The following is a 12,108-nucleotide window of genomic DNA, read 5'->3' on the forward strand; positions in this document are numbered from 1 at the left end:
CGAACCATGTACGACCCCACAGTCGCCCGACTCACCTACCGGGCCCTGCTCGGCCGTCGCCGGGCCCTCATCCTGGGCGCCCTGCCCCTGCTGCTGATCGCGATCTCCGTGGCGGTGCGCACCCTCGCCGGTGCCGACGACCAGACCGCGGCCGACGTGCTCGGCGGGCTGGCGCTCGCCACCATGGTGCCGATCATCGGTGTCATCGCGGGAACCGGCGCGATGGGCCCGGAGATCGACGACGGCTCGGTGGTGTACCTGCTGTCCAAGCCGATCAAGCGGCCCACGATCATCTACACCAAGCTGATCGTGGCGATCGCCGTGACGATGGTCTTCTCGGCGGTGCCCACCCTGATCGCCGGCTTCATTCTCAACGGCAACGGCCAGCAGATCGCTGTCGCCTACACGGTGGCCGCGCTGGTCGCCTCCATCGCGTACGCGGCGCTCTTCCTGCTGCTCGGCACGGTCTCCCGGCACGCGGTGGTGTTCGGGCTGGTCTACGCACTGGTCTGGGAGGCCCTGTTCGGCTCCCTGGTGCCCGGCGCGCGCACGCTGAGCGTCCAGCAGTGGTCGCTGGCGGTGGCCCAGAAGGTCTCCGGCGGCGATCTGGTCACCTCGGACGTCGGTCTCACGACCGCGACGGTCCTGCTGGTCGTCGTCACCGTCCTGGCCACCTGGTACGCCGGGCAGAAGCTGCGCACGCTGACGCTCGCCGGGGAGGAGTGACCTCACCCGTTCCGCTTCCGCACCTCATTCCGTTCCGGCACCCCGGGCACGGGAGACACCGAGGGCTACGGCTCATGATCCGACGGAAGGACTGATCGCGATGGCGGGTGGGACGGCCGGGCACGACGAACGACGGGGGCACGAGGGTGAGAGCCGGCCGGCCCACCGACCCGTCCACGGACCGGACGACCCACCCGCCCACGGGCCCGACGAACGGCCGGACCACCGACCCGGCCACCGGGCCCGTAACCGGGACGCCGAGACCGAGGCCGAGGCCGAAGACAGTGTCTCCACAGCCCCGGACGACGTGGTCCCGGACGGTGTGGTCCTGGACGACGACTTCATCCGTGCTGCGGAGACCACCGAACCGTCCGCCCGCGCCCGCATGCTGACCGAACGCCGACGGCACGAGGAGCCGGAGCCGCAACCCTGGCGCTCCGGCGAGCAGCCGGCGGGCTGGTTCTTCAGCAAGGCACGCCGGACGCGGGTGGCGTCGCCGCCGGGGACGACTGCGGTGCCATGGCCGACCCTGCTGTCCTGCTGCCCTGCTGTCCCGCTGACGGCGGAGCGGCCGGGCCCTTGGCATGATCCAGACAGCAGACCCTAAATGAGTGGCACCCCACTCGCCCGGCGGGCAGAGTGGTGGTGTCCGCATCGCCGGGAAAGTCCGGTGTCGTGATCCGGGAGAGGAGCGGGGCGATGTCCATGCACGGCAGTATGTCCGGCTCCTGCCAGGGCAGCCGACGGCGGACTCCGGAGTAGTTCCTGCTCCTTTGCCGAGTCCGCCTTACGGAGAACTGCCCGGGGCGGCCGCTTCGAGCACGCGCGTCAGGCGCGTGGGCCGCCCACCCGGAGGATTGGCCGAGAGGTAAGGCACCGGCTTGCTGAGCCGCGGTCGGGTGAAAGCCCGCGCACGTTCGATTCGTGCATCCTCCGCAAGTCGTTGAACCCGCCCCGCTGAGCCCTCCGGTTCCTGAACGGCTGAGCGGGCGTCACGTCCTCAGCCCAGCAACCGCTCCAGCACCACGGCGATCCCGTCCTCCTCGTTGGAGGACGTCACCTCGTCGGCCACCGCCCGCAGTTCCTGGTGGGCGTTGGCCATGGCGACGCTGTGCGCGGCCCAGGCGAACATCGGGATGTCGTTGGGCATGTCGCCGAAGGCGATTGTCTCCGCGGCCTTCGCCCCGAGCCGGCGAGCGGCCAGGGACAGCCCGGTGGCCTTGGACAGGCCGAGGGGAAGCAGTTCGACGATGCCCTCGCCCGCCATGACGACGGTGACGAAACCGCCCGCGGTGCGAGTGGCCACCTCGGTGAGTTCGTCGTCGGTGAGGGCCGGGTGCTGTATGTACAGCTTGTTCAGGGGGGCCGACCACAGGTCCGACGCGTCCGTGAGCGGCGTCGCGGGCAGTCTGCCCGTCACCTCGTAGCCGGGGCCGACCAGTACTTCACCGTCCAGACCGTCGCGGCTCGCGGCCAGGTGCAGCGGGCCGGTCTCCGCCTCGATCTTGGCCAGCGCCACCGCGGCAAGCTGCCGGTCCAGCGTCACCGATGTGAGCAGCCGGTGCGCCCCGGAGTCGTACACCTGGGCGCCCTGGCCGCAGACGGCGAGGCCCTGGTAGCCGAGGTCGTCGAGGATGGGCCGGGTCCAGGGGACTGCGCGGCCGGTGACGACGATGTGGGCGGCGCCCGCCGCGGTGGCCGCGGCGAGCGCGTCCCGGGTGCGGCGGGAGACCGAGTGGTCGTCACGCAGCAGCGTGCCGTCGAGGTCGGTGGCGACGAGTCGGTACGGGAACGGCGTGCTCACTTGGCAACCGGTTCCAGAAACTCCCGGCCGCCCAGGTACGGACGCAGTACCTCAGGGACCCGCACCGAGCCGTCGGCCTGCTGGTGGTTCTCCAGGATGGCCACGATCGTGCGCGGTACGGCGCACAGAGTGCCGTTGAGAGTGGCGAGCGGGCGCACCTGCTTGCCGTCCCTGACGCGGATCTGGAGCCGGCGGGACTGGTACTCGGTGCAGTCCGAGGTCGAGGTCAGCTCGCGGTACTTGCCCTGGGTCGGAATCCACGCCTCGCAGTCGTACTTCCGTGCGGCGGAGGAACCCAGGTCGCCCGAGGCGACGTCGATCACCCGGAACGGCAGCTCCAGCGACGTCAGCCACTGCTTCTCCCATTCCAGCAGCCGCCGGTGCTCCTCCTGCGACTCCTCCGGAGTGACGTAGGAGAACATCTCGACCTTGTCGAACTGGTGCACGCGGAAGATGCCGCGGGTGTCCTTGCCGTGCGAGCCGGCCTCGCGCCGGAAGCAGGGCGAGAAGCCCGCGTAGCGGAGCGGCAGCCGGTCGGCGTCGATGATCTCGTCCATGTGGTACGCGGCGAGCGCGACCTCGGACGTGCCGACCAGGTAGAGGTCGTCCTTCTCGAGGTGGTAGACGTCCTGGGCCGCTTGCCCGAGGAAGCCGGTGCCCGCCATGGACTGGGGCCGGACCAGGGCCGGGGTCAGCATAGGGGTGAAGCCGGCCGCGGTGGCCTGGGCGATCGCGGCGTTCACCAGAGCCAGCTCGAGCAGGGCACCGACGCCGGTCAGGAAGTAGAAGCGCGACCCGGAGACCTTGGCGCCGCGCTCGACGTCGATGGCGCCGAGGATCTGGCCGAGCTCCAGGTGGTCCTTGGGCTCGAAGCCCTCGGCCCCGAAGTCGCGGGCGGTGCCGTGCGTCTCGAGCGTGACGAAGTCCTCCTCGCCGCCGACGGGCACGTCGGGGTGGATGAGGTTGCTCAGCCTGCCCAGAAGTTCCTGCGTCTCGGCCGCTGCCGTGTCCCGCTCCGCGTCGGCCGCCTTGACGTCGGCAGCGAGGGTGCCGGCCTTCTTCAGCAGCTCGGCCTTCTCGTCGCCGGTCGCCTTGGGGATGAGCTTGCCGAGCGCTTTCTGTTCGGCGCGCAGCTCGTCGAAGCGGACGCCGGACGACCTGCGCCGTTCGTCGGCGGACAGGAGGGAGTCGACGAGCGCGACGTCCTCTCCACGGGCACGCTGCGAAGCGCGCACACGGTCGGGGTCCTCACGGAGCAGGCGAAGGTCAATCACGCGCTCAAGGCTACCGGTGCGTGGTGACGCCCCACGACTCACTATTCCACCGGAGCCACTTACATCCCGTTATGAGGGAATTGCGTGATGAGTTCATGGGGGTGGAGCTGAGGTCGCCACGGGGCGTCTCGAGGGGTGACTCGGCGTCGATCGGGGTCAAGGAGAGTGGCCCACTCCCTGGAAAGGGTCAGTTCGCGGGCCGCTCGTTGACTGGAATTCCTTGCAGAGCCGGGATTCGGGGTTCGGTTGTCCACAGGTGTCCACAGGGTGAGGGAAGTTATCCACAGGGTGTGAAGAAAGTCTGTGGACTTTGGAGCGATCCATTCCGGAACGCGTGACCGGCGGTGAGGATTCCTGTCGCGAACCCTCCCTTACCTCCACTTTCGGGCGGAAAGTGGTCACCCCAAAGGGTTGACGAAAGGAAAAGGGCGGACGAAGGGTGCCCGCCGGGCGAGTGGACGCGCTCATGAACGGTGGGGAGATTTGTCGACGGAACGACACAACACTGTCGACTTGTCCCCGGATCGAGAAGTTGGCCTGTGGATAACTTCTGTGGATAACGAAAATCAGAAAATATGACTGATAGGACTGGAAATGTCAGAACCGGCCGTCCTGGCAGCGCGCCACCCAGTCCGCCGCGGACGCGAATTCGTCGTCCGAGGTCCCGGGCAGCGGCTCCCGTACCTCAGTCGGCTCCGCATCCGCCCGCGGGTACGAACCGAGGAAGCGCACCTGAAGGCAGACCCGCTTGAGACCCATCAGCGTCTCGGCCACCCTGCGGTCCGAGATGTGGCCCTCGGCGTCGATGCAGAAGCAGTAATTGCCGATACCGGCTCCGGTGGGCCGGGACTGGAGCAGCATCAGGTTGACGCCGCGCGTGGCGAACTCGCCCAGCAGATCGCGCAGGCCACCAGGGTGGTCGTTGCGCTGCCACACCACAATGGACGTCTTGTCCGCGCCGGTGGGCGCGGCGGGGCGCGCGGGCCGTCCGACCAGGACGAAGCGGGTCTGGGCGTTCTCCGCGTCGTGGATCCCGGTCTCCAGGGCCTCCAACCCGTACCGGGCCGCCGCGAACTCACCGGCGAAGGCCGCGTCGTACCGGCCCTCCTGTACCAGCCGGGCCCCGTCCGCGTTGGAGGCGGCCGATTCCCAGACGACATCCGGGAGGTGCTTCTTCAGCCAGTTGCGGACCTGCGGCTGGGCGGCGGGGTGGGCGGTGACGGTCTTGACCTCCGACAGCCTGGTGCCGGGGCGGACGAGCAGCGCGAAGGTGATCGACAGCAGCACCTCGCGGTAGATCGTCAGCGGGGCGCCCGCGACCAGTTCGTCGAGAGTGGTGGTGATGCCACCCTCGACGGAGTTCTCGATGGGGACGAAAGCGGCCTCGGCCTCCCCGGCACGTACCGCGTCGAGCGCGGACTGTACGGACACGTACGGGATCAGCTCCCGGGTGGCCGCCTCCGGGAGAGTGCGCAGGGCGACTTCGGTGAAGGTGCCCTCGGGACCGAGATACGCATAGCTCGCTGGCATGACCTCACCCTAATGGGCCCACACCGAGAGCATCCCCGGATGCCCTCCCGGGAGTGACATGCGAGTGGCATACGGGTGGCATACGGGTGGCATGCGAGTGAGACGGGGCGCCTCATCCCTCCAGCAACCGCTGCCCCACATACTCGCTCTCCGCCGCTCCGCCCGGCACCGCGTACAGTCCGCTCGACTCGTGCCGGAGAAACGGCGTCAGCGCGTCGCCCCGGTCGAGCTTGCGCTGCACCGGCACGAAGCCGCGCAGCGGGTCGGCCTGCCAGCAGATGAACAGCAGACCCGCGTCGGGCACGCCGTCCGCGTCCATACCGTCGTGGTACGAGAGAGGGCGTCTGAGCATTGCCGCACCGCCGTTCTGGTCGGGGCGGGTGATCCGGGCGTGGGCGTTGAAGGGAACCGCCAGATTGCCCGCGGAGTCGGTCTTCTCCAGGTCCATCGCAGAGGTCTCTGTGCCTCCGGACAGCGGCGCCCCGTCGGACTTGCGGCGTCCGATGACCGCCTCCTGCTCCTTGACCGCGAGCTTCTCCCAGGTGTCGAGCAGCATGCGGATACGGCGTACGACCACGTAGGAACCGTTCACCATCCAGGCGGGGTCGCCGTTCGCCGGTACGAAGATCCGCTGGTCGAAGTCGGAGTCGGACGGCTTGGGGTTGCGGGTGCCGTCGATCTGGCCCATCAGGTTGCGGGCGGTCATCGGGCGGGCGGTGGCGCCGGGCGAGCGGTTGAACCCGTTCATCTGCCAGCGCACCCTGGCCGCCGAACCGGCGTCCTTCTGTACGGCGCGCAGCGCGTGGAAGGCGACCAGGGCGTCATGGGCGCCGATCTGCACCCACAGGTCGCCGTTGCTGCGGGCCTTGTCCAGGTGGTCCGAGGAGAAGTCGGGCAGGGGGTCCAGAGCCACCGGACGCTGCTTCTCCAGTCCGGTGCGGGCGAAGAAGCTGTGGCCGAAGCCGAAGGTGAGGGTGAGGGAGGAGGGGCCGGCGTCCTGTGCCACACCGGTGTCGCCGTCGGCGCTCGGCTCGCCCGCCATGAGCCGCCGAGCCGTGTCCGACCAGCGGCGCAGCAGGGCGGCCGCTTCCTTGCGCCCGGCGCCCGGCGCGAGGTCGAACGCGATGAGATGTCCACGGGCCGGGAACCCTTCGGTGATACCGGGCTGATGTTTCCCGTGAAACATCAGCCGGCCCTCACCCAGGGAGGTCAGCGGGGCGGCTTCGGCCGGTGCGGCGGCGTAGCCCACGGCGCCGCCCGCAGCACCGAGCACCAGCCCGGTGGCCCCGGCGGTGCCGAGCAGGCGGCGCCGGGAGATGCCCTCCCGGGCGACGGGTGGGGCGGCGCCTTCCCGGGGTTCCGGGGCCGCAGGGGTGCGGGCCTTCGGAATGGACTGGTCAGCCATGGTGGTTCAGCCGATCTGTGCGTTCTTGGAGACGGTCACCTGGTCGATGTCGGAGGTCCGCACGGTCACCTCGACGGTCCAGTCACCCGCCACGGGGATCTGCACTCCGCTCGCCGACAAGTGTCCGGTGGCGACGCGGTCGGGGACGACGGGCAGCGGTCCGATGTCCTTCGCGGAGAGGGTGAGGGCGACCTTGAGCTCGGGAACGTCGAAGGCCTTGCCGTCGGTCCGCTCCACATAGACGTGCATGTCGTTGCCGCCCACGCGCGCGGGGTCCAGATCGATGGTGACCACGCCCTTGCCGTCCTTGCCGCCGGTGTCGAAGGGCATGTTCAGGGTCACCGCACCGGTCCCCTGGGCGGGCGAGGACGAGGGTGACGACGGGGCCGAGGACGACGAGGCGGCCCTCTCGGCCTCCTGCTCCGTACGCCCCGGTTCGGTCTGTGTCAGCACGGTGGTGATCAAGAGCAGGACGATGGCGATACAGGCCTCGGCGAGCACGGAGCGACGCAGCCCGAAGCGGTTCGGGTCGGCGTCCCGCAGTCGCTTCTGCCGGGCGGCCGACACGGCGGCCCGCTGCCGGGCCAGCTGCGTGGCCCGCGCGGAGTCCCCGCCGGCCTTCGCCCCGGCCCCCGACTGCTCCGACCGGACCTGGGCAGGCCCCGTGTCGGCCGCGGGCTTCTCCCGTTCGGTGTCGGTGTCGGTGTCGGTGTCGGTGTCGGTGTCGGCCGAGGCTGTGGAAGCGGCTGCAGCCTTCTTGGTACCGGCTTTCTTCGTACCTGCCTTGGTCTTACCGGTACCGGCGGTCCCGGCACCTCCCTGTCCTGCCTCGCCCCCAGCGGCCGGCACCGCCGCCACGGTTTCCTTCTGCTTCTTCCGGAGTGTCACCGCCGCACCGGGCTCCGCCAGTCGGGCCGTCCACCTCCGGGAGGCGTACGCGATCCCGACCATGATCACCACGAGCACGATCTTGACGAGCAGCAACTGCCCGTACCGGGTGTCGGTGAACGCCGACCAGGAACCGAGCTGCCGCCAGCTCTGGTAGATCCCGGTGACGACCAGCGCGACCACACTGCCGAACGCGAGCCGCGAGAACCGCTGGACGGCGGCCGTGTCGACCGCGGTGTCGGCGGGTGCGCGGTAGAGCGCGACGAGCAGGGCGGCGAGCCCGCCGAGCCAGGCGGCGACGGCCAGCAGGTGGACGATGTCGACCGGCATCGCGAGACCAGGCTGGAGCCCCTGGGAGGCATGTTCGGACATGGCCCAGCTCGCGGCGAGCCCGGCCGCCACGACCGTCCCCCCGATGGCGAGTCCGAGGGACAGGTCCCGCTTCTCCTCGTCGTCCCGCTGGTACTGGGCGGCGCCGAAGAGCACCGCGATGAACAGCGCCGCCGCGGCGAGCAGCAGCAGCCGTGACACGAGCGCCGCGCCGGTCTTGGTCTGCAGCACCTCGCTGAGCAGCGTCAGGTCGAAGATGTCGCCGACCTTCCCGGAGCTCGTGTAGGAACCGCGCAGGAGCAGCAGGGCGAGGGTGGCCGCGGTGAGCGTGAGCCATCCGGAGACGACCAGCCGCTGCACCGCCCGTACGCCGGAGCCGCGCGGCCAGCAGGCGAGCACGAAGGCGGCCCCGCCGACCATGACCACGAACCCGGCGTACGACAGGTACCGTCCGGTGCCGTACAGCGAGCCGACCAGTCCGTCGTCGGAGGTTTGGGCGGAGGCTTCGACGGAGGTCTCCGAGGGGGCTCCGACGGAGAAGGTGAAGGCGCCGGCGACGGGATGGCTGTCCGCGGACACCACCTGGTAGGTGACGGTGTAGGTGCCGTCGGGCAGCCCGCCGAGCAGCTGCACGGTGTACGTGGTGCCGCTCGCGTTGGCCGGGTCGCCCTTGTCGACCCGCTCGCCCTTGGGATCGAGGACGCGCAGGGCGTCGTCGCTCACCGCGACCGGTTCGGAGAAGGTGAGCGAGACCTGGGCGGGCGCCTTGCCGACCACCGTCCCCTGCCGGGGATCGCTGCCGGTCAGCGCGGCGTGCGCGGAGGCGGGAGCGGCCCCGGCGAGGAGCGCGCCGGTGACGGCCAGGAACAGCAGCACCAGGATCCGGACGCGGGGGGCGATGGTCTGGGTCACAGGGGTTTCTCCCTCAGTGTCCGTGCTTCGGGGTGTAGGTGGCAGGCTTCACCGGAATCTCGACCGTGACGGGGTCGGAGTGGGCGAAGCGCAGTTCGACGGAGACCTTCTGCCCCTGCTTCGGTTGCCGTGTCAGCTGTTCGAACATCAGATGATTGCTGCCGCTCTCGAGCACGAGGCTGCCGTGGGCCGGGATGTCGAGCGCGTCGACCTCCCGCATGGCCCCGTCGACGGTCTCGTGCACGGTGACGCGGTCGGCGGCGTCACTGCTGACCGAGGTCAGCCGATCGGCCGCGCCGCCCTTGTTGCTGATGACGAGAAAGCCGGCCGCCATGTCCGAGACCGGCTGCGGCATGTAGGCGGAGCCGACGGACAGGTCTGCCTCGCCGCCCGAGCCCGAACTGTCCGGGTCCGAGCCGCCGCAGCCGGCGAGGGTCAGCACCCCGGCGACGGCCACCGCCGCGAAGGCGTGCGGTCTCCCGAGGAGCTGTCTTTCCGCGAGCCGTCTCACGGCTTCTCACCCTTGATGATCTTGGGGAGGTCCGCGGTGTAGTCCTCGACGGTGGCGTCCTCGCCGTAGAGGAGGTAGCCGCCGTCGGTCTTCGGGGAGAAGGCGATGACCTGGGTGCCGTGGTCGGAGACGACCTGGCCCTTGTCGTCCTTGCGCGGCGCGTTGATCGAGATGCCGAGGGTGCGGGCGCCGGCCTGGACCGTGTCGAAGTCGCCGGTCAGGCCGACGACCTGGGAGTCGATGCCCTTGAGCCACTTGCCGAGCGCGGCGGAAGTGTCCCGTTCGGGGTCGGTGGTGACGAACACGATCCGCAGCTCGTCCTGCTGGTCCTGGGGCAACTGCTTCTTGGCCACCGCGAGGTTGTTCATGGTCAGCGGGCAGACGTCGGGGCAGTGCGTGTAGCCGAAGTAGATCAGCGTGGGCTTGCCGGCGGTCTCCGCGCGGAAGTCGTACTCCTTGCCCTGCGTGTCGGTGAGGACGAGGTCCGGCTTCTCGAACGGCTTGTCGAGGGCCGTGGCGGCCTTCTCCGCGCCGGCCTCCTCGGAAACGATGGCGATGGGCTCGTCGCTGTCGCCGTCGCCACTGCCGCAGGCGGAGAGGGTCAGGGCGGCGGCGGCGAGCAGGGCCGCCGCGAGGGTCTTCTTGCGCATGATGGTGTCCAGAATGTAGGTGCTCCGGCACGCGCCGGGGTTCCACGGACCGTGGAACCCCGGCGCGTGCCGTTGAACAGGGGAGGGCTCAGGCGTCGGCGCGCCGACGCCCGGCGAGTACGCCGTAGGCGACACCCGCGGCACCGACCACGATGCCGACGATGCCCAGGACCCGGGCGGTGGTGTCTGTACCGCCCGCGTCACCGGAGTCGGCCGTCGCGGTGGTCTCCGCGGAGGCGTTCTCGGTGCTCTCGTCGGACTTGGCGTCCTCGGTCTTGCCGTCCGACGCACCATGCGAGTGACCGTCGCCGGAGGCCTCGGCCAGGGCGAGCACGGGGGCCGGGAAGTCGGGCTCCTCCTTGCCCTCCTGCGGCACCTCGATCCAGCGGACGACCTCCTTGTTGGAGTACGTCTGCAGCGCCTTGAAGGCCAGTTCGTCGGCGTCCTCGGGCAGGGTGCCGACAGACACCGGGAACTTCTGGAAGAAGCCGGGCCCGATGCCGGCGTCGTCATCGTCGGCGGTCCAGGTGACCTTGGTGACGGCCTCGTCGATCTTCTTGCCGTGCATCTCCAGTGGCTTGTCCAGCTTGGACTTGGTGACCTTGATGTCCCAGCCGTCGACCGGCTGCGGCATCACGGAGGCCAGCGGGTGATCGGTCGGGAACGTCACCTCGAGCTTGGTCGTCGACGCGTTGTCGCGCTCGTTGGGGACCTTGAAGTTCACGACCGCGTAACCGCCCTTGGCCGCCTCGCCCTCGGGCTGCACGCTGACGTGCGCGAAGGCGGGGGCGGACAGGGCGAGGACGGCGACACCGGCGACAGCGCCGACGGCGGCGATACGGGAAGCCTTCATGGCAGAAGCACTCCGCTTCAGTTGGGTTTCGCTGACGGTGAGGGAACCGCGTACGGTGCGTACGCCCTTGCCCGTCGGTGGCGACTGGGCCACGGACGGTTCGTCGTACGAGGTAAGCACGAGCGAAGCAGACGGGAAGTACGCGGTAAGTGCGCGGGGAAATACGCGGAAAAGCGGACACGCGCGCGCCGGGCCGTGCCGCATGCGGGCACCCTCTCCTTCCGTCCGGAGGTCCGGCGGTCGCGGAAGGGTGGCCCGGTCGCGTCAGGCGGCGAGGGCGAGCACGGTGCCGGCCGGGGGCGGACCCCGGCGGATCACCGAGTGCTGGAGTGCGGTGGTATAGGGCGTGGACGGCACGGCCGGCACGGTGCGCAACCGGCCCGGGGCCACCTGCGGTGCCCCCGGGAGACCCGCGCGCAGGGCGCGCACCAGAGCGAGTGCCGCGCGGAGAGACCGTACGAGGGCGCCCTCGGCCACACCGTGCGCCGACAGTTCGGTGAGCCGCAGCAGAGCCAGGTCGCCGCGGCGCAGCAGCCAGCCGGTGGCGAGTGCCGTGAGGACGTGCGCGAGCAGCATCGGCAGGGACGGCAGCAGCGGCATCGACGAGGCCGCGGCCGTGGGGTCCGCGGCCAGGGTCAGGACGCCGTCCTGGGCGTGCCCTCCGTGGGTGCCGCCGGCCGCACTCCCCGTACCGGTCGGGCCGGGGTGGATCCGGGCGTCGGTGAGGATGCGCTGCGCCTGCGCGGGGCTGATGGCCACCGTGCCGGCCCCGCACAGCAGTCGGGCCGCCTGCTCGATCAGCGAGGCGTCGGACAGGGACCCGGACACGGACGGCGACACGTTCGCGGAGGTCGCGGCGCCGTGCTGGCCGATGCCGAACATGGCGTGCAGCGCCGTCTGGCTGACCGCCAGTGGGACGGCGATGCCCGGAAGGGACCGCGCGCGTCCGGTGAGCGGCACCGAGGCCACGAACATCCCGAGGAATCCGACGCCCAGGGTCCACAGCGGAACTGCGGCGTGGGAGGCGAGTGTGTGACCTGCCCCGGCCAGCACGACACAGACCGCGGCGAACACCGCGGCCCGCAGCATCCGGAGCCCGCGTCCGGAGCGCATCGTGTGCGGATGGGGGGCAGTCATGGCGGGCTCATCATCGCACTGGGCCTCCGGCCGCTGTACGGCAGGTCCGCAAGGAGAGCTACGGCCGGAAGATCACTTATGCGCGAGG

The 12,108-nt window shown here is 70.3% G+C and carries 10 protein-coding genes, 1 tRNA gene and 1 pseudogene; 3 read left to right on the plus strand and 9 right to left on the minus strand.

Annotated elements, in window-relative coordinates; genetic code table 11:
* The first annotated feature begins 6 nt into the window (after nucleotides 1-6).
* From ACFYQA_RS03745 to ACFYQA_RS03755, 3 genes and pseudogenes are all read left to right on the plus strand, one after another.
* Complete coding sequence (locus ACFYQA_RS03745) at nucleotides 7-726, plus strand: ABC transporter permease subunit (RefSeq protein WP_386399732.1); 720 nt, start codon at nucleotides 7-9, stop codon at nucleotides 724-726.
* 307 nt (nucleotides 727-1,033) lie between these two features.
* A pseudogene (locus tag ACFYQA_RS03750) lies at nucleotides 1,034-1,226 on the plus strand (hypothetical protein); the annotation flags it as partial.
* Between the two features lie 351 nt (nucleotides 1,227-1,577).
* A tRNA-Ser gene (locus ACFYQA_RS03755) sits at nucleotides 1,578-1,662 on the plus strand.
* Between the two features lie 64 nt (nucleotides 1,663-1,726).
* Here the strand turns inward: ACFYQA_RS03755 and ACFYQA_RS03760 are convergent.
* The 9 genes from ACFYQA_RS03760 to ACFYQA_RS03800 form a co-directional block, all read right to left on the minus strand.
* The gene (locus tag ACFYQA_RS03760) at nucleotides 1,727-2,530 is read right to left on the minus strand and encodes an HAD family hydrolase (protein WP_388910998.1); all 804 of its coding nucleotides are present in this window, start codon (nucleotides 2,528-2,530) and stop codon (nucleotides 1,727-1,729) included.
* Complete coding sequence (gene serS, locus ACFYQA_RS03765) at nucleotides 2,527-3,804, minus strand: serine--tRNA ligase (protein WP_386399726.1); 1,278 nt, start codon at nucleotides 3,802-3,804, stop codon at nucleotides 2,527-2,529. The genes ACFYQA_RS03760 and serS overlap by 4 nt, the downstream gene beginning before the upstream one ends.
* A gap of 597 nt (nucleotides 3,805-4,401) precedes the next feature.
* A complete protein-coding gene (gene pheA / locus ACFYQA_RS03770) occupies nucleotides 4,402-5,334 on the minus strand; it encodes a prephenate dehydratase (protein WP_386399724.1) in 933 nt (310 codons plus the stop codon).
* A 112-nt stretch (nucleotides 5,335-5,446) separates the two neighbouring features.
* Nucleotides 5,447-6,739, minus strand: coding sequence for an iron uptake transporter deferrochelatase/peroxidase subunit (gene efeB / locus ACFYQA_RS03775; protein WP_388911002.1), 1,293 nt, complete (start codon nucleotides 6,737-6,739; stop codon nucleotides 5,447-5,449).
* 6 nt (nucleotides 6,740-6,745) lie between these two features.
* Complete coding sequence (locus tag ACFYQA_RS03780; RefSeq protein WP_388911005.1) at nucleotides 6,746-8,869, minus strand: copper resistance CopC/CopD family protein; 2,124 nt, start codon at nucleotides 8,867-8,869, stop codon at nucleotides 6,746-6,748.
* A 13-nt stretch (nucleotides 8,870-8,882) separates the two neighbouring features.
* On the minus strand, nucleotides 8,883-9,380 hold the full coding sequence (locus ACFYQA_RS03785; protein ID WP_386399716.1) for a copper chaperone PCu(A)C: 498 nt from the start codon (nucleotides 9,378-9,380) through the stop codon (nucleotides 8,883-8,885).
* Nucleotides 9,377-10,030, minus strand: a complete 654-nt coding sequence (locus tag ACFYQA_RS03790) for an SCO family protein (protein WP_388911008.1) — start codon at nucleotides 10,028-10,030, stop codon at nucleotides 9,377-9,379. The genes ACFYQA_RS03785 and ACFYQA_RS03790 overlap by 4 nt, the downstream gene beginning before the upstream one ends.
* A gap of 88 nt (nucleotides 10,031-10,118) precedes the next feature.
* A complete protein-coding gene (locus tag ACFYQA_RS03795) occupies nucleotides 10,119-10,883 on the minus strand; it encodes a YcnI family protein (RefSeq protein ID WP_388911121.1) in 765 nt (254 codons plus the stop codon).
* Nucleotides 10,884-11,147: 264 nt separating this feature from the next.
* Nucleotides 11,148-12,020: a hypothetical protein gene (locus tag ACFYQA_RS03800; RefSeq protein WP_388911011.1), complete on the minus strand. Its 873-nt coding sequence runs from the start codon at nucleotides 12,018-12,020 to the stop codon at nucleotides 11,148-11,150.
* Nucleotides 12,021-12,108 lie beyond the last annotated feature (88 nt).

The sequence above is a fragment of the Streptomyces sp. NPDC005774 genome (assembly GCF_042871645.1).
Classification (GTDB): Bacteria; Actinomycetota; Actinomycetes; order Streptomycetales; family Streptomycetaceae; genus Streptomyces; species Streptomyces pratens.

What these genes read in the sequence shown, in the direction of transcription:
- ACFYQA_RS03745 (WP_386399732.1), top strand. Translation starts at nt 7, where the DNA reads ATGTACGACCCCACAGTCGCCCGACTCACCTACCGGGCCCTGCTCGGC.
- pheA (WP_386399724.1), bottom strand. Translation starts at nt 5,334, where the DNA reads ATGCCAGCGAGCTATGCGTATCTCGGTCCCGAGGGCACCTTCACCGAA.
- efeB (WP_388911002.1), bottom strand. Translation starts at nt 6,739, where the DNA reads ATGGCTGACCAGTCCATTCCGAAGGCCCGCACCCCTGCGGCCCCGGAA.
- ACFYQA_RS03790 (WP_388911008.1), bottom strand. Translation starts at nt 10,030, where the DNA reads ATGCGCAAGAAGACCCTCGCGGCGGCCCTGCTCGCCGCCGCCGCCCTG.
- ACFYQA_RS03795 (WP_388911121.1), bottom strand. Translation starts at nt 10,883, where the DNA reads ATGAAGGCTTCCCGTATCGCCGCCGTCGGCGCTGTCGCCGGTGTCGCC.
- ACFYQA_RS03800 (WP_388911011.1), bottom strand. Translation starts at nt 12,020, where the DNA reads ATGACTGCCCCCCATCCGCACACGATGCGCTCCGGACGCGGGCTCCGG.